Raw genomic sequence first — 26773 nt, 5'->3', positions numbered from 1 at the left:
ATGAAGTTAACCAACCGGAGCATGACTCAACAGTCGTTACTTCAGAACCTACACAGTGGACGCGAGCAACTGAGGACAAGCCCTCGGCCTATTAGTACCAGTCAACTCCACACCTTACGGCGCTTCCATATCTGGCCTATCAACCCAGTCGTCTACTGGGAGCCTTACCCCATCAAGTGGGAGGGAGCCCTCATCTCGAAGCAGGCTTCCCGCTTAGATGCTTTCAGCGGTTATCCTTTCCGAACGTAGCCAACCAGCCATGCCCTTGGCAGGACAACTGGCACACCAGAGGTTCGTCCGTCCCGGTCCTCTCGTACTAGGGACAGCCCTTCTCAAGACTCCTACGCGCACAGCGGATAGGGACCGAACTGTCTCACGACGTTCTAAACCCAGCTCGCGTACCGCTTTAATGGGCGAACAGCCCAACCCTTGGGACCGACTCCAGCCCCAGGATGCGACGAGCCGACATCGAGGTGCCAAACCATCCCGTCGATATGGACTCTTGGGGAAGATCAGCCTGTTATCCCCGGGGTACCTTTTATCCGTTGAGCGACGGCGCTTCCACAAGCCACCGCCGGATCACTAGTCCCTACTTTCGTACCTGCTCGACCCGTCAGTCTCACAGTCAAGCTCCCTTGTGCACTTACACTCAACACCTGATTGCCAACCAGGCTGAGGGAACCTTTGGGCGCCTCCGTTACCCTTTAGGAGGCAACCGCCCCAGTTAAACTACCCACCAGACACTGTCCCTGATCCGGATCACGGACCCAGGTTAGACATCCAGCACGACCAGAGTGGTATTTCAACAATGACTCCACACCAACTGGCGTTGATGCTTCACAGTCTCCCACCTATCCTACACAAGCCGAACCGAACACCAATATCAAGCTATAGTAAAGGTCCCGGGGTCTTTCCGTCCTGCTGCGCGAAACGAGCATCTTTACTCGTAATGCAATTTCACCGGGCCTATGGTTGAGACAGTCGAGAAGTCGTTACGCCATTCGTGCAGGTCGGAACTTACCCGACAAGGAATTTCGCTACCTTAGGATGGTTATAGTTACCACCGCCGTTTACTGGCGCTTAAGTTCTCAGCTTCGCCACACCGAAATGTGACTAACCGGTCCCCTTAACGTTCCAGCACCGGGCAGGCGTCAGTCCGTATACATCGCCTTACGGCTTCGCACGGACCTGTGTTTTTAGTAAACAGTCGCTTCTCGCTGGTCTCTGCGGCCACCACCAGCTCAGGATGCAAGACCCCTCACCAGCAATGGCCCCCCTTCTCCCGAAGTTACGGGGGCATTTTGCCGAGTTCCTTAACCATAGTTCACCCGAACGCCTCGGTATTCTCTACCTGACCACCTGAGTCGGTTTAGGGTACGGGCCGCCATGAAACTCGCTAGAGGCTTTTCTCGACAGCATAGGATCATCCACTTCACCACAATCGGCTCGGCATCAGGTCTCAGCCTTAACGTGTGACGGATTTGCCTACCACACGGCCTACACCCTTACCCCGGGACAACCACCGCCCGGGCTGGACTACCTTCCTGCGTCACCCCATCACTTACCTACTACCACCTTGGGTCAGCGGCTCCACCACTCCCCTCAACTCCGAAGAGATCAGGGCGGCTTCACGGCCTTAGCATTAATGGGCTCAGTATTGGGCGTTTCAAAGCGGGTACCGGAATATCAACCGGTTGTCCATCGACTACGCCTGTCGGCCTCGCCTTAGGTCCCGACTTACCCTGGGCAGATCAGCTTGACCCAGGAACCCTTAGTCAATCGGCGCAAGAGTTTCCCACTCTTGTATCGCTACTCATGCCTGCATTCTCACTCGTGAACCGTCCACAACTCGCTTCCACGGCTGCTTCACCCGGCACACGACGCTCCCCTACCCATCACGATCCCCGTTGGGGGTAATATCGCAATGACACGACTTCGGCGGTGTGCTTGAGCCCCGCTACATTGTCGGCGCGGAATCACTTGACCAGTGAGCTATTACGCACTCTTTCAAGGGTGGCTGCTTCTAAGCCAACCTCCTGGTTGTCTCTGCGACTCCACATCCTTTCCCACTTAGCACACGCTTAGGGGCCTTAGTCGATGCTCTGGGCTGTTTCCCTCTCGACCATGGAGCTTATCCCCCACAGTCTCACTGCCGCGCTCTCACTTACCGGCATTCGGAGTTTGGCTAAGGTCAGTAACCCGGTAGGGCCCATCGCCTATCCAGTGCTCTACCTCCGGCAAGAAACACACGACGCTGCACCTAAATGCATTTCGGGGAGAACCAGCTATCACGGAGTTTGATTGGCCTTTCACCCCTAACCACAGGTCATCCCCCAGGTTTTCAACCCTGGTGGGTTCGGTCCTCCACGAAGTCTTACCTCCGCTTCAACCTGCCCATGGCTAGATCACTCCGCTTCGGGTCTTGGGCACGCTACTCAACGCCCTCTTCGGACTCGCTTTCGCTACGGCTACCCCACACGGGTTAACCTCGCAACATACCGCAAACTCGCAGGCTCATTCTTCAAAAGGCACGCAGTCACGACGTTGAATCCGAAGATTCAACGCGACGCTCCCACGGCTTGTAGGCACACGGTTTCAGGTACTATTTCACTCCGCTCCCGCGGTACTTTTCACCATTCCCTCACGGTACTATCCGCTATCGGTCACCAGGGAATATTTAGGCTTAACGGGTGGTCCCGCCAGATTCACACGGGATTTCTCGGGCCCCGTGCTACTTGGGTGTCTCTTAAACGAGCCGCTGATGTTTCAGCTACGGGGGTCTTACCCTCTACGCCGGACCTTTCGCATGTCCTTCGCCTACATCAACGGTTTCTGACTCGTCCCACAGCCGGCAGACTGCAGAAAAGAGATCCCACAACCCCAACCACGCAACCCCTGCCGGGTATCACACGTGACTGGTTTGGCCTCATCCGGTTTCGCTCGCCACTACTCCCGGAATCACGGTTGTTTTCTCTTCCTGCGGGTACTGAGATGTTTCACTTCCCCGCGTTCCCTCCACACTGCCTATGTGTTCAGCAGCGGGTGACAGCCCATGACGACTGCCGGGTTTCCCCATTCGGACACCCCCGGATCAAAGCTCGGTTGACAGCTCCCCGGGGCCTATCGCGGCCTCCCACGTCCTTCATCGGTTCCTGGTGCCAAGGCATCCACCGTGCGCCCTTAAAAACTTGGCCACAGATGCTCGCGTCCACTGTGCAGTTCTCAAGCAACGACCAGCCACCCGTCACACCCTGCCGAAGCAGACTTTCACCGGGGCCGGCATCGCGAAGGTTCAGACCATACGGTCCGCACCCTCAGATACCCAACAGCGTGCCCGACCCACCAGATTGACCAACCGCGTTCCACGCCGAAGCAGTACTAACGATCAACAACCCAATGTGCCGAGTAGTCAACGTTCCACCCATGAGCTAACCACCGTCGAACATTCGCCGACGTAGTGGCTCTGGACAGCCTTACGGCCGCCTAGATGCTCCTTAGAAAGGAGGTGATCCAGCCGCACCTTCCGGTACGGCTACCTTGTTACGACTTCGTCCCAATCGCCAGTCCCACCTTCGACGATTCCCTCCCACAAGGGGTTGGGCCACCGGCTTCGGGTGTTACCGACTTTCGTGACGTGACGGGCGGTGTGTACAAGGCCCGGGAACGTATTCACCGCAGCAATGCTGATCTGCGATTACTAGCAACTCCGACTTCATGGGGTCGAGTTGCAGACCCCAATCCGAACTGAGACCGGCTTTTTGAGATTCGCTCCACCTCGCGGTATCGCAGCTCATTGTACCGGCCATTGTAGCACGTGTGCAGCCCAAGACATAAGGGGCATGATGACTTGACGTCGTCCCCACCTTCCTCCGAGTTGACCCCGGCAGTCTCCTGTGAGTCCCCATCACCCCGAAAGGCATGCTGGCAACACAGAACAAGGGTTGCGCTCGTTGCGGGACTTAACCCAACATCTCACGACACGAGCTGACGACAGCCATGCACCACCTGTACACCGACCACAAGGGGGGCACTATCTCTAGCGCTTTCCGGTGTATGTCAAGCCTTGGTAAGGTTCTTCGCGTTGCGTCGAATTAAGCCACATGCTCCGCTGCTTGTGCGGGCCCCCGTCAATTCCTTTGAGTTTTAGCCTTGCGGCCGTACTCCCCAGGCGGGGAACTTAATGCGTTAGCTGCGGCACGGACGACGTGGAATGTCGCCCACACCTAGTTCCCAACGTTTACGGCGTGGACTACCAGGGTATCTAATCCTGTTCGCTCCCCACGCTTTCGCTCCTCAGCGTCAGTATCGGCCCAGAGATCCGCCTTCGCCACCGGTGTTCCTCCTGATATCTGCGCATTTCACCGCTACACCAGGAATTCCGATCTCCCCTACCGAACTCTAGCCTGCCCGTATCGAATGCAGACCCGGGGTTAAGCCCCGGGCTTTCACATCCGACGCGACAAGCCGCCTACGAGCTCTTTACGCCCAATAATTCCGGACAACGCTTGCGCCCTACGTATTACCGCGGCTGCTGGCACGTAGTTAGCCGGCGCTTCTTCTGCAGGTACCGTCACTCTCGCTTCTTCCCTGCTGAAAGAGGTTTACAACCCGAAGGCCGTCATCCCTCACGCGGCGTCGCTGCATCAGGCTTTCGCCCATTGTGCAATATTCCCCACTGCTGCCTCCCGTAGGAGTCTGGGCCGTGTCTCAGTCCCAGTGTGGCCGGTCGCCCTCTCAGGCCGGCTACCCGTCGTCGCCTTGGTAGGCCATCACCCCACCAACAAGCTGATAGGCCGCGGGCTCATCCTTCACCGCCGGAGCTTTCCACACGGAGACCATGCGATCCCGTGTCGTATCCGGTATTAGACCCCGTTTCCAGGGCTTGTCCCAGAGTGAAGGGCAGATTGCCCACGTGTTACTCACCCGTTCGCCACTAATCCCCTCCCGAAAGAGGTTCATCGTTCGACTTGCATGTGTTAAGCACGCCGCCAGCGTTCGTCCTGAGCCAGGATCAAACTCTCCGTGAATGTTTACCCGTAATCGGGTGACACTCGCGTTGAGCGGAACCGGAGGAGGAATAGTCCCCACGGTTCACAGCGTCCTCGCTGTGTATTGCCTACCGGCACATCGTGTCGGCAGGACTTTCAAAGGAACCTCGTCCCAGCTGATGCTGGAGACGGGGTATCAACATATCTGGCGTTGACTTTTGGCACGCTGTTGAGTTCTCAAGGAACGGACGCTTCCTTTGTTCCTGTTTCACCAGGATCTCCGGGCGCTTCCCTTCGGTCTTGCGTTTCCGACTCTATCAGATCCTTTCGGCTCCGATTTTCGCCGGTGCGGTCCGGGCTTTCGACCCTTTCCACTTTTCCAACCTTACCAGATCCGTTTCCGTCTCCGGCCCCCTGTTGGAGCGGGGTTGGCCTTCCAGGCTTTCGCCTTTTCGGCCTTTCCGACTTTAGCAGATCCGCGCCTTGCCGTTTCCCTTTCGGATTACGGTTCGGCGGAATTGATTTCCCGTCGGAGGGGGGGTGCCTTTCGGCGGTCCGACTTTAACAGAATGTTGTGGGTCGGAATTCCGCCATCGTTCGGGGAGGCATGCCGCGCATGCAAGCGCGGGGGGCTTCCCGTTCGGGCGGAGCCGTAAACCTACTGGAGCGGGGTGCCCGGATGCAAATCCGGGCACCCCGCTCCTACTTGAGGACGTTCGTACGACTTCGTACGGGCGTGGGCGTCAGACCTCGACGACCACGGGGAGGATCATCGGGCGGCGGCGGTAGTTGTCCGACACCCACTTGCCGACCGAGCGGCGGATCAGCTGCTGGAGCTGGTGGGGCTCGGTGACGCCGTCCTGGGCCGACTTGGCGAGGGCATCTTCGATCTTGGGGACGACGGCGGAGAAGGCGGCGTCGTCGATGCCGGAGCCACGGGCGTGGATGTTGGGGCCGCCGACGGTCTTGCCGGTGGTGCTGTCCACGACCACGAAGACCGAGATGATGCCTTCGTCGCCGAGGATGCGGCGGTCCTTGAGATGGGTTTCCGTCACATCGCCGACCGAGAGGCCGTCGACGTAGACATAGCCCGCCTGGACCTTGCCGGTGATCTTGGCGACGCCGTCGACCAGGTCGACCACGACGCCGTCCTCGGCGATGACGATGCGGTCCTTCGGTACGCCGGTCAGGGCGCCCAGTTCGGCGTTGGCGCGCAGATGGCGCCATTCGCCGTGCACCGGCATCAGGTTCTTCGGCTTGCAGATGTTGTAGAAGTACAGCAGCTCGCCGGCCGAGGCGTGCCCGGAGACGTGCACCTTGGCGTTGCCCTTGTGGACGACGTTGGCGCCCCAGCGGGTCAGGCCGTTGATGACGCGGTAGACCGCGTTCTCGTTCCCCGGGATGAGGGACGAGGCCAGGATGACGGTGTCGCCCTGGACGATGCGGATCTGGTGGTCGCGGTTGGCCATACGGGAGAGCGCGGCCATCGGCTCGCCCTGGGAGCCGGTGCAGACGAGGACGATCTCGTCGTCCGGGAGGTCGTCGAGGGTCTTGACGTCGACGACCAGGCCGGCCGGGACATTGAGATAGCCCAGCTCGCGGGCGATGCCCATGTTGCGGACCATCGAGCGGCCGACGAAGGCGACCCGTCGCCCGTACTCGTGTGCCGCATCGAGGATCTGCTGGATGCGGTGCACATGGCTGGCGAAGCTGGCGACGATGATGCGCTTCTGGGCACTGGCGAAGACGCCGCGCAGCACGTTGGAGATATCGCGCTCGGGCGGGACGAAGCCCGGAACCTCGGCGTTGGTCGAGTCGGACAGGAGGAGGTCGATGCCCTCCTCGCCGAGCCTGGCGAACGCGGGGAGGTCGGTCAGGCGGCGGTCCAGCGGGAGCTGGTCCATCTTGAAGTCGCCGGTGTGCACGACCATGCCCGCGGGGGTGCGGACGGCGACCGCGAGGGCGTCCGGGATGGAGTGGTTGACCGCGACGAACTCGCAGTCGAAGGGGCCCAGGCGCTCGCGGTCGCCCTCGGCGACCTCCAGCGTGTAGGGGCGGATGCGGTGCTCCTGAAGCTTGGCCTCGATCAGGGCGAGGGTCAGCTTGGAGCCGATCAGCGGGATGTCCGGCTTCTCGCGCAGGAGGTAGGGGACGCCGCCGATGTGGTCCTCGTGGCCGTGCGTGAGCACGATGCCGTCGATGTCGTCGAGGCGGTCCCGGATGGACGTGAAGTCCGGCAGGATCAGGTCGATTCCGGGCTGCTCCTCCTCCGGGAAGAGCACTCCGCAGTCGACGATCAGCAGTCGGCCGCCGTATTCGAAGACCGTCATGTTGCGGCCGATCTCCCCCAGGCCGCCGAGGGGGGTGACGCGCAGGCCGCCCTTGGGAAGCTTCGGCGGAGCGCCGAGCTCGGGATGCGGATGACTCAAAAGACTCTCCTCACCACACGCGCCACGCTGCCGTCGAGGCACGTGGCGCGCATGACATTCGTGCACTTGCTGTGTGGCGGTTGTTGGTCCGTATTCAGTTGTGAAGTCTGTGACTAGAGCTGTACGCCACCGGCCGCGAGGTCGCGCTTGAGCTGCTCGGTCTCCTCGGGGGAGAGCTCGACGAGCGGCAGGCGCAGCGGGCCGCCGGGCAGGCCCTGGAGGCCGAGGGCGGCCTTGGTGGTGATGACGCCCTGGGTGCGGAACATGCCGGTGAAGACCGGCAGCAGCTTCTGGTGGATCTCGGTCGCCTTGGTGACGTCGCCGTTGAGGTGGGCGTCCAGGAGGGCGCGCAGCTCGGGGGTGACGACATGGCCGACGACGGAGACGAAGCCGATGGCACCGACCGAGAGCAGCGGGAGGTTGAGCATGTCGTCGCCGCTGTACCAGGCGAGGCCGGAGCGGGCGATGGCCCAGCTGGCGCGGCCGAGGTCGCCCTTGGCGTCCTTGTTGGCCACGATGCGGGGGTGCTCGGCGAGCCGGACGATGGTCTCGGTGTTGATCGGGACGCCGCTGCGGCCGGGGATGTCGTAGAGCATGACCGGCAGGTCGGTGGCGTCCGCGATGGCCGTGAAGTGGCGCAGCAGGCCCTCCTGCGGGGGCTTGCTGTAGTACGGGGTCACCGCGAGCAGGCCGTGGGCGCCGGCGTCCTGGGCGGCGCGGGCGAGCTCCAGGCTGTGGTGGGTGTCGTTGGTGCCGGCTCCGGCGACGACGAAGGCGCGGTCCCCGACCGCATCGACCACGGCGCGGACCAGCTGGACTTTCTCGGCGTCACTGGTGGTCGGTGACTCTCCGGTGGTGCCGTTGAGGACGAGGCCGTCATTGCCGGCGTCCACCAGGTGGGCGGCGAGCTGCTGCGCGCCGTCGAGGTCGAGGGCGCCATCCGCCGTGAACGGCGTGACCATGGCGGTCAGCACCCGCCCGAAGGGGGTCTGCGGTGTGGAAGTCGGAGCCATGGGTCCCACGCTACTCGTAGCGCACCGCGGGGTGCGCGTCTGGGGAGCCGGGATGTGGACTCCGGCACTGCCTGCTCGGGGGTTCAAGCAGTGCCGGGTCCGTTTGTTCAGAGTAGATGAACTTCTCAAAATGCCGCAATCCGGACACTTCGCACGTCAGTACTGCGCGGACGGTGCCCGGCCCGGCTTTCGTCGCCTTACGGAGCGATGCGGCCGTTCGCATTGAATGCGCCGTAGGTGAGCGGCATGAGCTTGGCCCAGTGGGCCTCCATCTGCTCGCCGACCATCTCGATCTCGCGCTGCGGGAAGGACGGGACCTTGGCCAGTTCGTGCTGGGTGCGCAGGCCCAGGAAGTGCATCAGCGAGCGGGCGTTGCAGGTCGCGTACATCGAGGAGTACAGGCCGACGGGCAGGACGGCGCGGGCCACCTCGCGGGCGACGCCCTCGGCGAGCATCTCCTGGTAGGCCGCGTACGCCTGGCGGTAGCTGTCCTCCATGACGCGGGTGGTGAGCTCGTGCTGCGCCGGGGTGCCCTCGACGAATTCGTACTTGCCGGGACGGCCCTGCTGAACGAGCTTGCGGGACTGCCCGGGGACGTAGAAGACCGACTCCAGCTGGCGGTAGCGGCCGGATTCCTCGTTGTACGACCAACCGACGCGGTGTCGCATGAACTCGCGGAAGACGAAGATCGGCGCGCTGATGAAGAAGGTCATGGAGTTGTGCTCGAAGGGGCTGCCGTGGCGGTCCCGCATGAGGAAGTTGATCAGGCCCTTGGAGCGCTCGGGGTCCTTCTGGAGCTCCTCCAGGGACTGCTCGCCGGCGGTGGAGACGCGGGCCGCCCAGAGCACGTCGCTGTCCGAGGCGCTGTGCTTGACCAGCTCGACCGTCACCTCGCTGCGGAAGCTGGGGCCTGCATCGGCTGCGCTCTGCGTGCCTGGGGTGCTCTCGTCGGGGGTGTGGGACACCGGCGGTTCCTTCCGTTCGATCCTCGTCCGGCGCCCAGCCTACGGGCCGCCACTGACAGTCGGGGAAAGGTCCGGAAATGATCCCTGATGCCTCGTTAGCCGCAAAACGGGGCCCCCGGTGAGCGAGGAGCGGGGCCGGGGTTGATATTTTTCACAGAAGTCACTGAAAACGGGCACCAATGGGGCGACGGCGACGTCTATCCCTGTGACAGTGCCCACTTCGAGGTTCCTAGGAGAGCCCGCTCATGTTCCGCCGGCGAGAGCCCGTCCCGTTCGCCTTCGTAGCCGAGGCAGACCGGTTCCGCAGCAATGTCACTCCCCCGCCCCGCCAGCGCGCCTCCCGTGCGCAGCTGCTCGGCCATTCCCTGATCACCCTCACCGTGGTGGGCGGCCTGGCCGGCGCCCTGCTGTTCGGCCTTCCGTCGCTTCAGCAGGACGGCTCGGGGCCGGGCCGGGTGCATCAGTCGGAAGCGGCACACCGCTGAGTGGTCCGGGCGGAGCGCGAGAGCGAGTGGTTCCGCTTCGTCCGGCCCGCTAGCCTCACCGGTCACAGCTTTCCGTATGCGTGCCATTGTGAGGTTCCGCCGTGCCCCTGCCCTTCCTGACGGCCGACCGTGACCTCGATGGCCACGGCAGCCCGGAGGATCCGGTCGCACCCGCGCACACCGGGCCCGGCCACTGGCGCCGTCCCTACCGCCCCGGACCGTGGCGGGTGGGGACGGCGGCCGTGTTTTTCCTGCTCGCCTCGTTCGTCCTGCTCTCGGCCATGATCATCGGCCTGGCCGGTTCGCTCACCGGGGCCGCGATCTGTGGGGCGGTGGCGGCGCTGCTGATCGTCTTCGCCCTGCGGATGCTGCGCGTGGGGGTGTGGGTGAGCGCCCATGGGCTGCGGCAGGTGGCACTGCTGCGGACGACGACCGCCCCCTGGAGCGCGGTCGCCGCGATCCGTACCGTGCAGCAGCCGGTGCGCTGGCTGGGCCTGCCGCGTACGGTGCAGGGTCAGGCCGTGGTCGCCCACCGCGCGCACGAGACGGCACCGCGGATCCTGATCACGGACCACGACGGCGATTTCCAGTCACGCCCGGAAGCGTTCGAACGGGCGGCGGATGTGCTGGAGGCCTGGGCGGCGGAGTATCGGGGTGGGGGAAACCCTTAAGGGGCGTTCGAACGGATCCCCTAGGGGATCCGAGGGCCCCCTCGGGGCCGACAACGCGGCGGTGGGGTGGGGTATTCCGAGCGGGTGGGGTATTCCGAGCCGGGGTATTCCGAGCCGGGTCGGGCCGGAACGTCAGGCGGGGTAGGGCCGGAACGTCAGGCGGGGTAGGGCCGGAACGTCAGGCCGGGTCGGGCCGGAACGTCAGGCCCGTGCCCCGCCCCGTCCGGCGTCAGGCTCGTACCGGTTTTCCGTCGTGCAAGGCGATGGCGCGCTGCATGGCCTTGCGGGCTCGGGGGGTGTCGCGGGCGTCGTGGTAGGCGACGGCCAGGCGGAACCAGGTGCGCCAGTCGGTGGGGGACTGTTCGGTTTCGGCGCGGCGTTTGGCGAAGACCTCGTCGGCGGAGTCGCGGTCGATGCGGCCGCCGGGGGTGCGGCGGAGTTCGTCGACGGGGAGTCCGCCCTCGGCCTCCAGTTCGCGGGCCAGGAGGCCGGCCTTGCGGGCGAACTGGGTGGTGTGCCAGAGAAACCACACGCCGATGAGCGGCAGGATCAGGACGGCTACGCCGAAGGTGACGGTGACCGCGGTGCCCTGCTCGATGAGCAGGACGCCGCGGCTGCCGACCAGGACGAAGTAGACGACGAGGACGGCCGCCAGGACGAAGTAGGTGATCTTTGCGCGCACGGTGGGTTCGTCCGTCAGCCGAGGTCGAGGAAGTTTTCCAGGCCCATGGTCAGGCCCGGGGTGGTCACGACGCGGCGCACGCCGAGCAGGATGCCCGGCATGAAGCTGCTGTGGTGGAGGGAGTCGTGCCGGATGGTGAGGGTTTCGCCCTCGCCGCCGAGGAGGACTTCCTGGTGGGCCAGCAGGCCGCGCAGGCGGACCGAGTGGACCGGGATGCCGTCGACGTCGGCGCCGCGGGCGCCGTCCAGGGCCGTGGTGGTGGCGTCCGGCTGCGGGGCGCTGCCGGCCTCCTTGCGGGCCGCGGCGATCAGCTGGGCCGTACGGGCGGCCGTGCCGGAGGGGGCGTCCGCCTTGTTGGGGTGGTGCAGCTCGATGACCTCGACGGATTCGAAGAAGCGGGCCGCCTGCTGGGCGAACTGCATGGTGAGCACCGCGCCGATGGAGAAGTTGGGCGCGATGAGCACGCCGGTCTCCGGGGAGGCGGCGAGCGAGGTGTGCAGCTGCGCGAGGCGCTCGTCGGTCCAGCCGGTGGTGCCGACCACGGCGTGGATGCCGTGCCGGACGCAGAAGTCGAGGTTGCCCATCACGGCGCCCGGGTTGGTCAGCTCGACGACCACCTGGGCCTCGGCCTCCACCAGCGTCTCCAGCTTGTCGCCCCGGCCCAGGGCCGCGACCAGCTCCAGGTCCTCGGCGGCCTCGACGGCCCGTACGGCCTCGGAGCCGATGCGGCCCTTGGCGCCGAGTACGGCCACGCGCAGCTTGCTCATGTGCTCCAGCTCTCTCTTCGTGGTACGGGGGCGTACGGCCCCGGCTAGGCGACGGCCTCGTCCAGCCGGGCCGCCTGCCGGTCGTTCAGCGGGCCGATGACGGACAGCGAGGGGCGGGCGCCCAGGATCTCGGCGGCCACCTCGCGGACCTCGTCGGGGGTGACGGCGGCTATCCGGGCGAGCATCTCGTCCACCGACATCTGCTCCCCCCAGCACAGCTCGCTCTTGCCCAGGCGGTGCATCAGCGCGCCGGTGTCCTCCAGGCCCAGCACGGTGGAGCCGCGGAGCTGGCCGATCGCGCGGTGGATCTCGTCGTCGGTCAGGCCCTCGGCGGCCACCTGGGCGAGTTCGTCGCGGCAGATCGCAAGGACGTCGTGCACCTGGTTGGGGCGGCAGCCCGCGTAGACGCCGAACAGTCCGCAGTCGGCGAAGCCCGAGGTGTAGGAGTACACGCTGTAGGCCAGGCCGCGCTTCTCGCGGACCTCCTGGAAGAGGCGGGAGGACATGCCGCCGCCGAGGGCGGTGTTGAGTACGCCCATGGCCCAGCGGCGGTCGTCGGTGCGGGACATCCCGGGGACGCCGAGGATGACATGTGCCTGCTCGGTCTTGCGGCCGAGGTGCTCGACGCGGCCGGCGGTGCGGATGGCTCGGTTGCCGGAGCGCGGGCCGATCGGGGCGGCGTCCGTACCGCCCAGGGCCCCGGCCCGCTCGAAGGCGCGGCGGACGAGGCGGACGACCTTGGCGTGGTCAATGTTGCCCGCGGCGGTGACGACGAGGTGGGTGGGGTCGTAGTGCTTCTTGTAGAAGCGGCGGATGCGCGGGGCGGTCAGGGCGTTGATGGTGTCGACGGAGCCCAGGACCGGGCGGCCGAGGGGGGTGTCGCCGAGCATGGTGTGCGCGAACAGGTCGTGCACGCAGTCGCCCGGGTCGTCCTCGGTCATCGCGATCTCTTCGAGGATGACGCCGCGTTCGGCGTCCACGTCCTCGGCGTCTATCAGCGAGCCGGTGAGCATGTCGCAGACGACGTCGATGGCGAGCGGCAGATCGGCGTCGAGCACCCGCGCGTAGTAGCAGGTGTATTCCTTCGCGGTGAAGGCGTTCATCTCGCCGCCGACGGCGTCGATGGCGGCGGAGATGTCGAGCGCGCTGCGCTGCTCGGTGCCCTTGAAGAGCAGGTGCTCCAGGTAGTGCGTGGCGCCGTTGAGCGACGGGGTCTCGTCGCGGGAGCCGACGTGTGCCCAGATGCCGAAGGTGACGGAGCGGACCGTGGGCAGCGTCTCGGTGACCACGCGCAGGCCGCCGGGGAGGGTGGTCCGGCGGACCGTGCCGGCGCCGTTGGTGCCCTTGAGAAGCGTTTGGGTACGGGCGACGGCCCGCCCCTCCGAAGAGGTGCGGGCCGTCGCCCTGTGCGTACGGGACGTCACTTGTCGGCGTCGTCCTTCTTCTCTGCGTCGCCGTCCTCGCCCTCGATCACGGGGATCAGGGAGAGCTTGCCGCGCTGGTCGATCTCGGCGATCTCGACCTGGACCTTCGCGCCCACCGCGAGCACGTCCTCGACGTTCTCCACGCGCTTGCCGCCGGCGAGCTTGCGGATCTGCGAGATGTGCAGCAGGCCGTCCTTGCCCGGGAGCAGGGAGACGAACGCACCGAAGGTGGTGGTCTTGACGACCGTGCCCAGGTAGCGCTCGCCGACCTCCGGCATGGTCGGGTTGGCGATGCCGTTGATCGTGGCGCGGGCGGCCTCGGCGGCCGGGCCGTCGGCGGCACCGATGTAGATGGTGCCGTCGTCCTCGATCGTGATGTCGGCGCCGGTGTCCTCCTGGATCTGGTTGATCATCTTGCCCTTGGGGCCGATGACCTCGCCGATCTTGTCCACCGGGATCTTGACGGTGATGATCCGCGGCGCGTTCGGGGACATCTCGTCCGGAACGTCGATCGCCTCGTTCATCACGTCCAGGATGTGCATCCGCGCGTCGCGGGCCTGCTTGAGGGCCGCGGCCAGGACGGAGGCCGGGATGCCGTCCAGCTTGGTGTCCAGCTGGAGGGCGGTCACGAAGGTCTTCGTGCCGGCGACCTTGAAGTCCATGTCACCGAAGGCGTCCTCCGCACCGAGGATGTCGGTGAGGGTGACGTAGTGGGTCTCGCCGTCGATCTCCTGGGAGATCAGACCCATGGCGATGCCCGCGACCGGGGCCTTGAGCGGCACACCGGCGTTGAACAGCGACATGGTCGAGGCGCAGACCGAGCCCATGGACGTCGAGCCGTTGGAGCCGAGGGCCTCGGAGACCTGGCGGATCGCGTAGGGGAACTCCTCGCGGGTCGGCAGGACCGGCGTCAGCGCGCGCTCGGCGAGCGCGCCGTGGCCGATCTCGCGGCGCTTGGGGGAGCCGACGCGGCCGGTCTCGCCGGTGGAGTACGGCGGGAAGTTGTAGTTGTGCATGTAGCGCTTGCGGGTCACCGGGGAGAGGGTGTCCAGCTGCTGCTCCATGCGGAGCATGTTGAGGGTGGTGACGCCCAGGATCTGGGTCTCGCCACGCTCGAACAGGGCGGAGCCGTGCACCCGCGGGATGGCCTCGACCTCGGCGGCGAGCGTACGGATGTCCGTGACGCCGCGGCCGTCGATGCGCTTCTTCTCCTTGATGACGCGCTCACGGACCAGGGTCTTGGTCAGCGAGCGGTACGCGGCGGAGATCTCCTTCTCGCGGCCCTCGAACTCCGGCAGCAGCTTCTCGGCGGCCAGACCCTTGACGCGGTCCAGCTCGGCCTCGCGCTCCTGCTTGCCGGCGATGGTCAGCGCCTGGGCGAGCTCGTCCTTGACGGCCTTGGTGAGGGCCTCCAGGACGTCGTCCTGGTAGTCGAGGAAGATCGGGAACTCGCCGACCGGCTTGGCGGCCTTGGCGGCGAGGTCCGACTGCGCCTTGCACAGGACCTTGATGAAGGGCTTCGCGGCTTCCAGACCGGCGGCGACGACCTCCTCGGTCGGGGCCTCGGCGCCGTCCTTGACCAGCTGGATGGTCTTCTCGGTGGCCTCGGCCTCGACCATCATGATCGCGACGTCGCCGTCCGCGAGGACGCGGCCGGCCACGACCATGTCGAAGACGGCGTCCTCCAGCTCGGTGTGGGTCGGGAAGGCGACCCACTGGCCCTTGATCAGGGCGACGCGGGTGCCGCCGATCGGGCCGGAGAAGGGCAGGCCGGCCAGCTGCGTGGAGCAGGAGGCGGCGTTGATGGCGACCACGTCGTAGAGGTGGTCGGGGTTGAGCGCCATGACCGTCTCGACGATCTGGATCTCGTTGCGCAGGCCCTTCTTGAAGGAGGGGCGCAGCGGGCGGTCGATCAGACGGCAGGTGAGGATCGCGTCCTCGGAGGGGCGGCCCTCACGGCGGAAGAAGGAGCCGGGGATCTTTCCGGCTGCGTACATCCGCTCCTCGACGTCGACGGTCAGCGGGAAGAAGTCCAGCTGGTCCTTCGGGTTCTTGGAGGCGGTGGTGGCCGACAGCACCATGGTGTCGTCGTCCAGGTACGCCACGGCGGAGCCGGCGGCCTGCTTGGCCAGGCGGCCCGTCTCGAAGCGGATGGTGCGGGTGCCGAAGGAACCGTTGTCGATCACGGCTTCGGCGTAGTGGGTCTCGTTCTCCACCAGGAATATCTCCTCGTTCGCGTCCGCTGCCCGTGTGGCAGCGGACCTTCTGCGGTGGAGCGCCGTGCGGGCCGGTCTTCGATCGAAGCTCCCGGAGATCTCCGGGGGCCACTACCGAGGACCGGCGGCCAGGAGGCGCTCCCCTGCGTTCGCTTTCGCGATATGGCACCAGACTACAAAGCTTCCGCCCGCCACGGGATGGCGACGGTGTCCGGCGCGTACGGCAAAGGGAGCGGCCCCCGGTGGGAACCGCTCCCTCTACGGCGTCTTACTTGGCGCCCGCCGCACCGCGGCGGATGCCGAGGCGCTCGACCAGCTGGCGGAAGCGGGTGATGTCCTTCTTCGCCAGGTACTGGAGCAGACGGCGGCGCTGGCCGACCAGCAGCAGCAGACCACGGCGGGAGTGGTGGTCGTGCTTGTGGGTCTTGAGGTGCTCGGTCAGGTCCGAGATGCGGCGGGTGAGCATCGCGACCTGGACCTCGGGGGAGCCGGTGTCACCCTCCTTGGTGGCGAACTCGGTCATGATCTGCTTCTTCGTAGCGGCGTCGAGCGACACGCGGTACTCCTTGGGTTCCGGTCCCTGAGCGCCCCTGGTTTACGTCACAGGGAATCTTGGATGACTCAAGCGGACCGTCACACAGCGTACCAGCAATGAAACGGCCCCCCGACCGGGTGGTCGGGGGGCCGCAGCCGGGTGACGGCACGGGCGCTAGTTGCCGGTGAGGCCGCGCACCTTGTTGTAGACGTCCAGGACCGCCAGGCACAGCGGGACCAGGGACAGCAGGACCAGGCCGTCGAAGATGTCGAAGATCCGGCCCCAGAAGGGGGTGACGCCCTTGCGGGGGACGACCAGGCCGACGCCGACGAGGACGGCGGCGCCCACCGCGATGCTGCTGGAGAACCAGACGGTGCGGATGTTCAGCGGACCGGAGTCCTGGTACTGCTCGAGCTGGACGAAGATGTCCGTCGGCGGGTGCAGGGCGATGCCCAGGATCAGCAGGACGATGGTCAGGATGCCGGCGATGGTCAGGCAGGCGACCTGCGCGGTGTAATCGAAGAGCCGGGCGCGCAGCATGATCGTGATGCCGGCGGCCATCGCCAGCAGCTGGGCCCACATGTTGTCGGAGAAGCCGAGGACGATACCGGCGGAGCCGACGACCAGGGCGGCGCAGCCGGCGACGAGGCCGAGGAGCAGCTCGTGGCCGCGCTTGGCCTGGTTGCCGATCTTGACGAAGTCGACGGACTCGGTGTCGCCGCCGCCCTCGAAGGAGCCCTTGGCGATCTGGTCGGGCGACTTGTAGCCGATGGGCAGCCGGGCGAAGCGGGCGGACAGGCCCGGGAGCCAGGCGACCATGGCGATGGCGACGACGGCGGTGACGGCGGCGACCTCGCTGGGTGCGGCGTCGGTGAGGATCGCGCCGAAGACGGCGAGGGTGCCGATGGCGGAGAGGAAGGCGGCGGCCACGAAGGGGGCGTCGCCGCGCGGCAGCAGGACCACCAGGAGGACCGAGGCGATCAGTACCGTCACGCAGCCGACCAGGAGCTGGAGGCGGCCGGGGCCCTCGGTGGGGTCGCACGGGAAGATGCCGGAGCCGGCGATCAGCAGGTGCGGCAGTGCGGCCAGGCCCAGCGCGATGGAGGAGCCGTGGTCGTCGTAGACGCGGGCGCGGACGCCGGCCAGGGCGACCAGGACGATGCCGACGACGCCGGCGATGATGCCGGGCAGGCGGTGCATGTCGCGGTTGAGGGGGTTCGAGAACCACAGCGCGAACGCCATCATGACCAGCAGCAGCACGCCGGCGCTGAGGCCGACGGTGTGCATGAGGTCGTCGCTCCAGCGGCTGCGGTTGCGCTTGACCGCGGAGGCGACGGCGTCGGAGACGTCGTCGAAGACCGGGAGCGGCAGCGATTCGGCGAACGGCTTCAGCAACAGCAGGTCGCCGTCGAGGATCTGCTGCTGGGCGAGTGACTGTCCGGCGTCGAGTACCGTGCCGTCGCGGCGTACGAGGTGGTAGCCGGTCGGTGCACCCTCGGCCTGGGACTGCCCGGAGAGCCGCAGGATCTCCGGATAAATGTCGACGAGTGCGACGTCCTCCGGCAGAGCCACGTCGATCCGTGCATCCGGCGCGGCGACTGTGACCCGGCAAAAGCCGGTGCCAGTGCTCGTGCTCACCTGGCGGTTCCCCCTATCCGTTGGGCGTTTTGTCGCTTCGCGCGCCGTATATATCGAGCCGTCTCTTGACCAGGGCATGGCGCGCTTGCGAGGCGTCAGCGTACCGTCCGATTCGGCGACTGCCCCACCCACCCCGAGACTTGACGCTTAACAGTAGGATCAACGCCTGGTTCGGGCCAAGAACTTGGCTCGGGGGGACCGTCGAATCCAACGGGGGCGGTCCGAGACTGCGAGATGCATGAAGGACTGATGCCTCGGTGAGCGTTGTCATCGTCAAGCGCCCGCCCCGCGCGCTGCCACCCGAAGTCCCCTCGGAGGAGGTGACACTCGAGGCACCGCCGGAACTTCCCCGCGAAGGGGAGCCGGAGAACCTCTTTATGACCTTTATGCCCATGATGGGCATGGCGTCATCCGCGGGGTTCTTGTTCATGGGCAATCAGCCGTTCATGAAAATCATGGGCGGCTTTATGGTGGCGTCCACTCTGGCAATGGCGATCATGCAGATCGTCAAAGCCCGCCAGGGCCCTTCCGGGCAAATGCTCCAGGAGCGCCAGGATTACCTCAAGTACCTTACGCAGAAGCGGAAAGAGGTACGCCGCACCGCGCGCAAGCAGCGCGACGCCCAGCTCTACGTCCACCCGGATCCGGCCCAGTTGTGGTCGATCGTGGCCGAGGGCAAACGGGTATGGGAACGCCGGGCGACCGACCCCGACTTCGGGCAGGTACGCCTCGGGCTCGGGCCGCAGCAGCTGGCCACCCCGCTGAGGGCCCCGGAGACCGCCCCGGTCGACGAGCTGGAGCCGCTCACCGCGCATGCGATGAAGGAATTCCTCGACAAGCACGGGCAGTTGGACAACCTGCCGCTCGCTGTCTCGCTGCGCGCCTTCTACCACCTGACCGTCTCCGGTGACCCGGACACGGTCTACGGCGCCTCCCGGGCGATCCTCGCCCAGCTGTGCACCCTGCACTCCCCCGAGGACCTGGTCGTGGCGGTCGTCGCCGCGCCCGGTGCGCAGGCGGAGTGGGAGTGGACGAAGTGGCTGCCGCAGGTGCAGCACAAGAGCACCGACGGCGCGGGCAGCCGCCGGATGGTCGTCGGCGACCTCGGCGAGATCGAGGAGCTGCTGGCGGAGGAGCTCGACGGACGCGGGCGGTTCAACCCGCAGGGCACCCCGGTGACCGACACCCCGCACGTGATCATCGTGCTGGACGGCGGCGATGTGCCGATGGACTCGGTGATCGCCGGGGCCGAGGGCCTTCAGGGCGTCACCATCCTGGAGGTCGTGCCGGGCGACCTGGACGAGGTCCGCGGTGGTCTGGCCGTCCAGGTGTGGCCGGGCAAGCTGGTGCTGGAGTCGGCGAGCGGTGCCGTCTACCACGGTGTGTGCGACACCCTGTCGATTCCCGAGGCGGAGTCGCTGGCGCGTCAGCTCGCGCCGCTGCGGGCCGGTGCGGGCTCGGACGGCGAGGACCCGCTGCTGTCCTCCATGGACTTCACCGACCTGCTCAACATCGGCGACGCCGGTTCGCTGGACGTCTCGCGCACCTGGCGGCCCCGGACGCTGGCCGAGCGGCTGCGCGTCCCGCTCGGTGTCGACAAGGACGGCCAGCCCGTCATGCTCGACATCAAGGAAGCCTCGCAGCAGGGCATGGGCCCGCACGGCCTGTGTGTCGGTGCAACCGGTTCCGGTAAGTCCGAGGTGCTGCGCACCCTGGTGCTCGCCCTCGCGGTGACGCACTCCTCCGAGACGCTCAACTTCATCCTCGCCGACTTCAAGGGTGGCGCCACCTTCACCGGTATGTCGGAGATGCCGCACGTCGCGGCCGTCATCACCAACCTCGGTGAGGACGTCACCCTGATCGACCGCATGCGCGACTCGATCACCGGTGAGCTCCAGCGCCGTCAGGAGCTGCTGCGCTCGGCGGGCAACTACGCGAACATCACCGACTACGAGAAGGCGCGTGCCGCGGGTGCCCCGCTGGAGCCGCTGCCGTCGCTGGTGATGATCATCGACGAGTTCTCCGAACTGCTGGCCGCCAAGCCCGACTTCATCGAGATGTTCATCCAGATCGGCCGTATCGGCCGTTCCATGGGTGTGCACATGCTGCTCGCCTCGCAGCGTCTGGAAGAGGGCAAGCTGCGCGGTCTGGACACGTTCCTGTCCTACCGGCTGGGTCTGCGCACCTTCTCCGCGGCCGAGTCGCGGACCGCGATCGGTGTGCCGGACGCCTACCACCTGCCGAACGTTCCCGGTTCCGGCATCCTGAAGTACGACACCGAGACGATGGTGCAGTTCAAGGCCGCGTACGTCTCCGGTACCTACCGCGGTCCCGGTGGCGGCGGCCGCGGCGGCAGCGGCGGCGGGTCGACGCGGATGCCGGTGCCGTTCACCGCGGCCCCGGTCATCGAGCAGATCATCGAAGAGCCCGTCATCGAGGTCGACGAGCCGGAGATCGACGACGCGCTGGCCGACACCGTGCTGGACGTCATGGTCCAGCGCATGCAGGGCCAGGGCCCGCCGGCGCACCAGGTGTGGCTGCCTCCGCTGGAGGAGGCCCCGACGGTCAACCAGCTGCTGCCGACCCTCGCGGTCACGCCCGAACGGGGCGTGCACGCGGCGGAGTACACCGCGCTCGGCAAGCTCGTGGTGCCGGTCGCGCTGGTGGACAAGCCGTTCGAGCAGCGGCGCGACGTGATGTACCTGGACTTCTCCGCCGGTGCCGGTCACGGTCTGGTCGTGGGTGGTCCGCAGTCCGGAAAGTCGACCCTGATCCGGTCCACCATCGCCTCGTTCGCGCTCACCCACACCCCGTCCGAGGTGCAGTTCTACTGCCTCGACTTCGGCGGCGGCGGCATGCTGACGATGGAGGGCCTGCCGCACGTCGGCGGTGTCGCCTCGCGTCTGGACGCGGAGAAGGTCCGCCGTACGGTCGCCGAGGTCGTCGGCATCCTCAACGAGCGCGAGGAGTTCTTCCGGGCCAACAACATCGACTCGATCGGGACCTACCGCCAGCGGCGGGCCTCGGGCGCCTTCCCCGACCAGAAGTGGGGCGACGTCTTCCTGATCATCGATGGCTGGGCGACGTTCAAGACCGACTACGAGCAGATGGACCCGGTGATCCTGGACATCGCCGCCCGTGGTCTCGGTTTCGGTATCCACCTGATCATCGCCGGCGCCCGCTACACCGAGGTCCGGCCCGCGCTGCGCGACCAGCTCCTCAACCGTGTGGAGCTGCGCCTGGGTGACCCGATGGAGTCGGAGTTCGACCGCAAGCGCGCGGAGAACGTCCCGATGGGCAAGCCCGGCCGCGGTCTGTCCCCGGAGAAGCTCGACTTCCTGGCGGCGCTGCCGCGCATGGACGGGATGAGCGACCCGGAGACGATCAGCGACGGCATCGCCAACCTGGTGCAGACGGTCAGCGAGAACTGGCAGCACGAGCCCGCCCCCAAGGTGCGGATGCTGCCGACGATGCTGCACGTCAACGAGCTGCCCAAGGGCAGCGACTACCCGGACCACGGCATCGCGATCGGTGTCGACGAGACCACGCTCTCGCCGGCGTTCATCGACTTCGAGAGCGACCCGCTGCTGGTCATCTACGGCGAGAGCGAGTCCGGAAAGTCGTCGCTGCTGCGGCTGCTGTGCAAGCAGATCGCCGAGCGGTACCCGTCCGACAAGGCGCTCATGGTGGTCGGCGACTACCGGCGCGCCATGCTCGGCGAGCTGCCCGAGAGCCATCTGTACAAGTACTGCGCCGCGGGCCCGCAGTTGCAGGAGGTCATCAGCGGACTGGCCGGTTCGCTCGGCCGCCGGATGCCCGGACCGGACGTCACGCCGGAGCAGCTGCGCAACCGCAGCTGGTACGACCTGCCGGACGCGTTCGTCATCATCGACGACTACGACCTGGTGGCGACCAGCAGCGGCAACCCGCTGATGCCGCTGGTCGAGTACCTGCCGTTCGCCCGTGACGTGGGTCTGCGCCTGATCATCGCGCGCAGCTCCTCGGGCGCCGGACGGTCGTCGTTCGAGCCCGTGATGCAGCGCACCAAGGAGCTCGGCGCACAGGGTCTGATCCTCTCCGCCGACCCGGCGGAGGGCCCGCTGATGGGCAACATCAAGGGTCAGCAGCTGACGCCCGGCCGGGCCACGTTCATCACGCGCAAGCGCGGTGCGCAGCTGGTCCAGACGGGCTGGCTGCCGGGGCAGGGCCAGTAACCCGGTTCCTCGCACAACGGCGGTGGGGCGTCCCTCTCGTAGAGGGGCGCCCCACCGCCGTTTACGGGTCCGTACGGGTCAGCCGAAGGCGCCGTGCCTGCCGGTGTCCGGGGTGGTGGCCGCCGCATCCTTCGGCGACTGGTCCTTCGTCGGCTTCGCGGGAGCCGGTGCCGGGGCCGGAGCCGGGGCCGGTGCCGGTGCCGGTGCCGCCTCCGGGACGCCCGGCTCGCTCCGTACGCCCTTGGCGAGGCCCTCGCCGCCGCGCGTCTTGGCCTCGCCGTCCTTCGCCGGTCCGAACGGATCGGCCCCGTGGGCGGCCGTGGAGGTCTCCCACTCGTGCGTGACGACCGGCCCCTGGCGCTGGCCGCCGCCCTTGCCGCCGCGCTTGGAGAACGCGCTGCCCAGACCGTTGGCAAGCTGCCCGAACGCCATGAAGCCGTAGCTCGTCGACCCGTTGCCGGACTGCGCGCCGGAGTTCTGCGCCGGCGGCGCGGCGTGGTCCTGGTCGTCCTTGTGGTCGTCCGGATGGCCGTCCTGATGCGAGGCGGCGTTGTCCAGGTCCGCGGCGGCCAGTTCGAAGGCCGGCAGCGCATCGTCGACGGACCGCCTGAGGCCGTGCCACTCCGCGGCGAACCCTTCACCGGCCGGACCGTGCCAGTTGGCCGCCGCCGCGGCGCCGACATGGCGATCCAGATCGCGGACCATACCGTCGAGGTGCTTGCCCATCTCGCGCCAGCCGGCCGCCGCCTCGTGCAGCGCCTCGGGGTTACGCCGTCGCTCGCTCACTTCATGCCCCCCGTCTTCTCGACGCTCCGCAGGGCGTCGACCAGCTCCTCCTCGGCCGCGTGCACATTGGCGACCGTCTCCTTGATGCCGCTGCCGACCTCGGCGAGCCGCTGTTGCAGCTGGGTGAGGGCCTGCTCGGCCTCCTCGTACAGCTCACGGTACGGCCGGGCCGCCTCGTCGCTGCCGAAACCGTCCCGCAGCGCCTCGGCGTCCGCCCGCCGTCTGAATGCGGCAAGTTGCCGGCTCAGTTCTTCTGCGCGGATCTCGAAGGACGCACCGAGCTTGTGCAACTCCTCCGTACTGAGCCGGACTTCGTCTGACATTTTTTCTCCCCGAATTGAATGACAGCTACCTGCCAACATCGCCTCAGGTCTAGCACACCCGCAATAGGGCGTAACGCCGGTGCCGAACAGCGGCCGGGCGAAGCACCGAATGCACCCGGAGCAATATGCGGCAATACCGACAACCCCCACCTTGACGACCCGTTCGCGCCCTTCCTTACACTCAGGACACCGGGGCGGCACCTGCGGTTGCCGCGAGATTACGTCCGAGGGGGCAGGGATGAACAACGAGCGGGAGATCCAGGACGAGGATCTGATGGATGTCGCCCACGACCCGGAGCAGGCGGCACGGCTGCGCAAGGCGCTGAAGGTCCTGGAGTCGAACCCCAACGTGGGCGGCAAACTCCAGGAGATGGCCAAGGAGGTGCTCTCCGGCCGGATCAGCATGAAGGACGCCATCGAGACGCGGGGCTACATGGACGCCCTCGGCGACCGGATCGACACGATCCGGCAGGCGGCGGAGAACCAGACGCCGGAGGAGCGCGAGGAGGCCCGCCAGAAGTACGCCGCCTGGCAGCGGGAGCAGGAGGCGAAGGAGGAAGCGGAGCGCGCCGAGCGCGACGCCCCGTCGCGGGGCCTCGTCACCGGTTCCCCGCGGCGCGGCGGACCCAGCCACCGGCGCTGATCTCCGCCCGCACAACGGAAAACAGCGCAAAGATCCCAAAGAGATCAAAGATCTCGAAGAGTTCACGGAGCTCACGGAGCTCACGGAGCTCACGGAGCTCACGGAGTTCACAGCTCCGATACGGCGACGGGGAAGAAAGCAGATCGGCCCGCGGAGAATTCGGGCGATCTGCTTTCTTTCCGTAGGAGGCGATCCCGGCTGCACCGACGGCTCGCGGGACGGGCACCACCCGGAACATAAGATCGAGCCGGTACACGCAGGAATCCACGAAGGTGGAGGCGGGATTGATGGGGGACGAGGAAGCGATGAGCGCCGCAGAGGGAGCGTTGGGAGCTCCGCGCTACGCACCTCATCCGTACGTCGGCGGACGCACCGCCGCACTCCGCGCACTCGCCGCCTGGCGGATGTGCTGGCCCGGCGCACCGCGCGTCATCGCACTCACCGGAGACCCCGGCAGCGGCCGTTCGCGCCTGCTCACCGGCTTTCTGATGATGTGCGATCCCGCCCACCGCAAGAAGCTGCCGCTGTATGACATGGACCCGGCCACCGTGCCGCCGGATCTCCCTGTGCCGGCCGTGCCCGACCCCACGGGGCGCACCGCGGACCAGGTGCTGCGGCTCCTCGCCGACCACTTCGGCCTCGACGCGGCCCGCCGTGAAGACATCTTCACCGAACTCGCCGCTCTTGAAGAGCCGGTGAGCATCGTGGTCCCGGATGTCGACCGGGCCGGTCCGATACGCGCCGCCGACGAGCCGGCCCGCCTCGTGGCGGACGTGCTCACACCGCTCGCCGCCCTCAAGACGGTCCAGCTGCTGGCCGATGTGCCCCGCGCGCTCGCCGCGGAGCTGGTCGAGGCGCTGCCGAGCGGCCAGGCGCAGATCATCGACCTGGACGCGGCCGAGTGGGCCGATCCCGAGGGCCTGGTGCGGTACGCCGAGACCGCCCTCGGCGACGCCGCCGGGGCGCCGGAACTCCCGTACACCACCGACCCGGTGGCCCGCCGGGCGCTCGCCGAGGCGATGGCCGATCGGGCGGACGGCAGCCGCCTGACCGTCCGGCTGGGCGTGCGGGCGCTGCTGACGCAGCCCGACGGCTTCGATCCGGCGGACGCCTCCCTGCTGCCCGGCAGCGTCGGCGAGGCGCTCGATCTGCACGCGCGCCGGCTGGGCTCCGATCCCGAGACCCTGCGGTCGATCCTGGCGCCGCTCGCCTTGGCCGAGGGCGCGGGGCTGCCGGCCCGGTTGCTGGCGCCGCTGGCGAGTGCCGTCGCGGGACGGGACATGAGCCGGGAGGTCGCCGAGGGGATGCCGCTGGCGGCGCCGTTCATCGAGCCGGTTGCGGAATCGGTGGATGGGGACGACGGGGACGACGTCGAGGACGGTGCCGGCTCCGCCGACGGCCCGGCCGCCGAGCGCCCCCTGCTGCGCCTGATACACCCCGCCCTCGCCGACGACATCCGCTCCGGTCTGCCGGACATTCCGGACGCCCAGGCCAGGATCGCCATGGCGCTGCTGGAGGCGGTGCCCGAGCAGGACTGGTCCCGGGCCGACCCGTACGTCCGCGACCGCCTCGCGGCGCACACTCTAGAGGCCGGTCTGCTGCCCCAACTCCTCACCGACCCGGGCCTGTTCGCCTATGCCGACCCGGTGGTGCTGCGGGCCGCCGTCGAAGCCGTACCGCTGGAGCAGCTGGGCGCACCGGCCCGTACGTACCTGCGGACCGCGCCGCTGCTCATCCGCTCGCAGGCTCCGGTGGCGATGCGGGCGGCGCTACTGGAGACCGCGTTCGTCGAGGACGGGCTCGGTCCGTACGCGGACGCGCTGCACACCCTCGGTCTCGACCTCCCCTGGCGCACCCTGTGGAGCGCCCCGCTGGCCGGTGTGGCCGCGGTGACGACGGGGCTGCTGCCCCCGGAGGACGAGGGTGCGGACGCGCGCCCGGTGGCGGCCTTCCTCGTGCCCGAGGGCACCCCGGGCTCCCGTCCGAGGCCGGGCGGGGGCAAGGGGGCGCTGCTGCTCCACCATCTGCTGCGGCCCGGTTATGCCGAAGGCGACCCGGCGCGGGTGCAGCGGCCGTCGAAGGAGGCGGCCGAGGCGGCGCCGTACGGCTTCACCCCGGGCGCCGACTCCCTGCGGGTGTGGGACCGGCCCAGCGGGGAGGTGGTGACGGCGGTGATCTCCGACGCCCCGTTCACCGGCGCCGATCTGTCGCCCGACGGTGTGCTGGTGCTGGCCACCGAAGTCGGTGTGACGGCGCGTCAGATCCTCGTGGCCGTGCCCGGCGGCGGGCCGCACCACGGCGCTGGATGATCAGGGCAATTGGTGGTCACTGGTCAGCGAGCAGATGTCGCACGAGTTGTTCTGAGCCACCGCGGGGGCGTCCTGAGGCTCACGGAATTCGCGTGATCGATGTCGCCCCCTGGCACTCCGAACCGAAGAAGCGTCAGTACGATGAGAGTTCACGTTTCGCTTATGAAGGGTACCTGACATGGGGGACTCCGGGTTTCGGGTTGATCACGAAACAATCGGAAGCTATGCGTCAACGGTCCAAGCGCAGATGGAGCAGCTCAGCCAGATCCAATCCGCGGTATCAGCCATCCGTCTGACGTCCACGGCCTTCGGCCACCTGCCGAACGCGCAGAACCTGGCCGAGCAGTACAACGAGCACGCGGAAGCGAGTCGGCAGAACCTCTCCGACCTGGTGGACGCCCTGTCGAACACGGCAGACGGACTCACGTACACCGCGCAGAACTACGCCGAGCATGAGCGCGAGGTCAGCACTACCTTCGTGAGGGGTGCCTGATGTCTCGTAGGTCGCACACGGGGTCGCACACGCCATCGCCGTCGCCAACGCCGCACCCGAGCCCGACGCCGCATCCGACGCCGACGCCGCATCCGAACCCCACGCCGACACCGACGCCGACGCCGCATCCGACTCCGGAGCCGACGCCGAACCCGACACCACACCCCACCCCGGAGCCGACGCCGAACCCAA

General features: G+C 67.1%; 17 protein-coding genes and 2 rRNA genes. 6 read left to right on the top strand and 13 right to left on the bottom strand.

The genetic code is table 11. The annotated features are described in order from the left end of the window. Window positions 1-71: 71 nt before the first annotated feature. The 5 genes from B1H19_RS29340 to thyX all read right to left on the bottom strand — a co-directional run bounded on the left by B1H19_RS29340 (window position 72) and on the right by thyX (window position 9320). Window positions 72-3194, bottom strand: a 23S ribosomal RNA gene (locus B1H19_RS29340). Between the two features lie 304 nt (window positions 3195-3498). Beyond that, window positions 3499-5027 (bottom strand): 16S ribosomal RNA (locus tag B1H19_RS29335). The 16S and 23S rRNA genes sit together here, the layout of an rRNA operon. A 704-nt stretch (window positions 5028-5731) precedes the next feature. Beyond that, window positions 5732-7417, bottom strand: coding sequence for a ribonuclease J (locus B1H19_RS29325; RefSeq protein ID WP_083107734.1), 1686 nt, complete (start codon window positions 7415-7417; stop codon window positions 5732-5734). A 113-nt stretch (window positions 7418-7530) separates the two neighbouring features. Then, a complete protein-coding gene (gene dapA / locus B1H19_RS29320; RefSeq protein ID WP_083107733.1) occupies window positions 7531-8430 on the bottom strand; it encodes a 4-hydroxy-tetrahydrodipicolinate synthase in 900 nt (299 codons plus the stop codon). A gap of 197 nt (window positions 8431-8627) precedes the next feature. Then, a complete protein-coding gene (gene thyX / locus B1H19_RS29315) occupies window positions 8628-9320 on the bottom strand; it encodes an FAD-dependent thymidylate synthase (protein WP_237289907.1) in 693 nt (230 codons plus the stop codon). Between the two features lie 320 nt (window positions 9321-9640). Between thyX and B1H19_RS29310 the strand changes: the two genes are divergently transcribed. Beyond that, entirely contained in the window at window positions 9641-9880 is a 240-nt protein-coding gene (locus B1H19_RS29310; protein WP_083107731.1) for a hypothetical protein, read from the top strand. 101 nt (window positions 9881-9981) lie between these two features. Further along, window positions 9982-10551, top strand: coding sequence for a PH domain-containing protein (locus B1H19_RS29305; protein ID WP_083107730.1), 570 nt, complete (start codon window positions 9982-9984; stop codon window positions 10549-10551). Window positions 10552-10780: 229 nt separating this feature from the next. Here B1H19_RS29305 and B1H19_RS29300 read toward each other — a convergent pair whose 3' ends face one another. The 6 genes from B1H19_RS29300 to eccD form a co-directional block, all read right to left on the bottom strand. Next, window positions 10781-11233, bottom strand: coding sequence for a tetratricopeptide repeat protein (locus B1H19_RS29300; protein ID WP_083107729.1), 453 nt, complete (start codon window positions 11231-11233; stop codon window positions 10781-10783). Window positions 11234-11247: 14 nt separating this feature from the next. Beyond that, on the bottom strand, window positions 11248-12000 hold the full coding sequence (gene dapB, locus B1H19_RS29295) for a 4-hydroxy-tetrahydrodipicolinate reductase (RefSeq protein ID WP_083107728.1): 753 nt from the start codon (window positions 11998-12000) through the stop codon (window positions 11248-11250). Window positions 12001-12044: 44 nt separating this feature from the next. Continuing rightward, window positions 12045-13424 (bottom strand): M16 family metallopeptidase, encoded by a 1380-nt coding sequence (locus B1H19_RS29290; RefSeq protein WP_083107727.1) that lies wholly within the window; start codon window positions 13422-13424, stop codon window positions 12045-12047. Continuing rightward, window positions 13421-15640 (bottom strand): polyribonucleotide nucleotidyltransferase, encoded by a 2220-nt coding sequence (locus B1H19_RS29285; RefSeq protein ID WP_083107726.1) that lies wholly within the window; start codon window positions 15638-15640, stop codon window positions 13421-13423. The genes B1H19_RS29290 and B1H19_RS29285 overlap by 4 nt, the downstream gene beginning before the upstream one ends. A 268-nt stretch (window positions 15641-15908) precedes the next feature. Next, window positions 15909-16196: a 30S ribosomal protein S15 gene (rpsO, locus tag B1H19_RS29280; protein WP_030066634.1), complete on the bottom strand. Its 288-nt coding sequence runs from the start codon at window positions 16194-16196 to the stop codon at window positions 15909-15911. Window positions 16197-16349: 153 nt separating this feature from the next. Beyond that, window positions 16350-17813, bottom strand: a complete 1464-nt coding sequence (eccD, locus tag B1H19_RS29275) for a type VII secretion integral membrane protein EccD (RefSeq protein ID WP_083107725.1) — start codon at window positions 17811-17813, stop codon at window positions 16350-16352. Window positions 17814-18070: 257 nt separating this feature from the next. Here eccD and eccCa point away from each other — a divergent pair, with 257 nt between their 5' ends. Further along, window positions 18071-22027 (top strand): type VII secretion protein EccCa, encoded by a 3957-nt coding sequence (gene eccCa, locus B1H19_RS29270; protein WP_083107724.1) that lies wholly within the window; start codon window positions 18071-18073, stop codon window positions 22025-22027. A gap of 78 nt (window positions 22028-22105) precedes the next feature. Here eccCa and B1H19_RS29265 read toward each other — a convergent pair whose 3' ends face one another. Both B1H19_RS29265 and B1H19_RS29260 read right to left on the bottom strand, forming a co-directional pair. Further along, window positions 22106-22813: a WXG100 family type VII secretion target gene (locus B1H19_RS29265; protein WP_083107723.1), complete on the bottom strand. Its 708-nt coding sequence runs from the start codon at window positions 22811-22813 to the stop codon at window positions 22106-22108. Beyond that, on the bottom strand, window positions 22810-23136 hold the full coding sequence (locus tag B1H19_RS29260) for a WXG100 family type VII secretion target (protein ID WP_083107722.1): 327 nt from the start codon (window positions 23134-23136) through the stop codon (window positions 22810-22812). The genes B1H19_RS29265 and B1H19_RS29260 overlap by 4 nt, the downstream gene beginning before the upstream one ends. Window positions 23137-23374: 238 nt before the next feature. Here B1H19_RS29260 and B1H19_RS29255 point away from each other — a divergent pair, with 238 nt between their 5' ends. The 3 genes from B1H19_RS29255 to B1H19_RS29245 all read left to right on the top strand — a co-directional run bounded on the left by B1H19_RS29255 (window position 23375) and on the right by B1H19_RS29245 (window position 26581). Beyond that, complete coding sequence (locus B1H19_RS29255; protein ID WP_083107721.1) at window positions 23375-23779, top strand: hypothetical protein; 405 nt, start codon at window positions 23375-23377, stop codon at window positions 23777-23779. 305 nt (window positions 23780-24084) lie between these two features. After that, window positions 24085-26088 (top strand): ATP-binding protein, encoded by a 2004-nt coding sequence (locus B1H19_RS29250; protein ID WP_237289548.1) that lies wholly within the window; start codon window positions 24085-24087, stop codon window positions 26086-26088. A 247-nt stretch (window positions 26089-26335) separates the two neighbouring features. Next, window positions 26336-26581: a hypothetical protein gene (locus B1H19_RS29245; RefSeq protein ID WP_159028150.1), complete on the top strand. Its 246-nt coding sequence runs from the start codon at window positions 26336-26338 to the stop codon at window positions 26579-26581. Window positions 26582-26773 lie beyond the last annotated feature (192 nt).

The organism is Streptomyces gilvosporeus (assembly GCF_002082195.1).
Classification (GTDB): Bacteria; Actinomycetota; Actinomycetes; order Streptomycetales; family Streptomycetaceae; genus Streptomyces; species Streptomyces gilvosporeus.
The sequence above is the reverse complement of the archived record's forward strand: the minus strand, read 5'-3'. Positions and strand labels throughout refer to the sequence as shown.

Bases quoted from the DNA above. Each gene is read 5' to 3' on its own strand.
- B1H19_RS29250 (WP_237289548.1), top strand. From the start codon at position 24,085: ATGAGCGCCGCAGAGGGAGCGTTGGGAGCTCCGCGCTACGCACCTCAT.
- B1H19_RS29310 (WP_083107731.1), top strand. From the start codon at position 9,641: ATGTTCCGCCGGCGAGAGCCCGTCCCGTTCGCCTTCGTAGCCGAGGCA.
- B1H19_RS29260 (WP_083107722.1), bottom strand. From the start codon at position 23,136: ATGTCAGACGAAGTCCGGCTCAGTACGGAGGAGTTGCACAAGCTCGGT.
- dapB (WP_083107728.1), bottom strand. From the start codon at position 12,000: ATGAGCAAGCTGCGCGTGGCCGTACTCGGCGCCAAGGGCCGCATCGGC.
- B1H19_RS29245 (WP_159028150.1), top strand. From the start codon at position 26,336: ATGGAGCAGCTCAGCCAGATCCAATCCGCGGTATCAGCCATCCGTCTG.
- dapA (WP_083107733.1), bottom strand. From the start codon at position 8,430: ATGGCTCCGACTTCCACACCGCAGACCCCCTTCGGGCGGGTGCTGACC.
- B1H19_RS29255 (WP_083107721.1), top strand. From the start codon at position 23,375: ATGAACAACGAGCGGGAGATCCAGGACGAGGATCTGATGGATGTCGCC.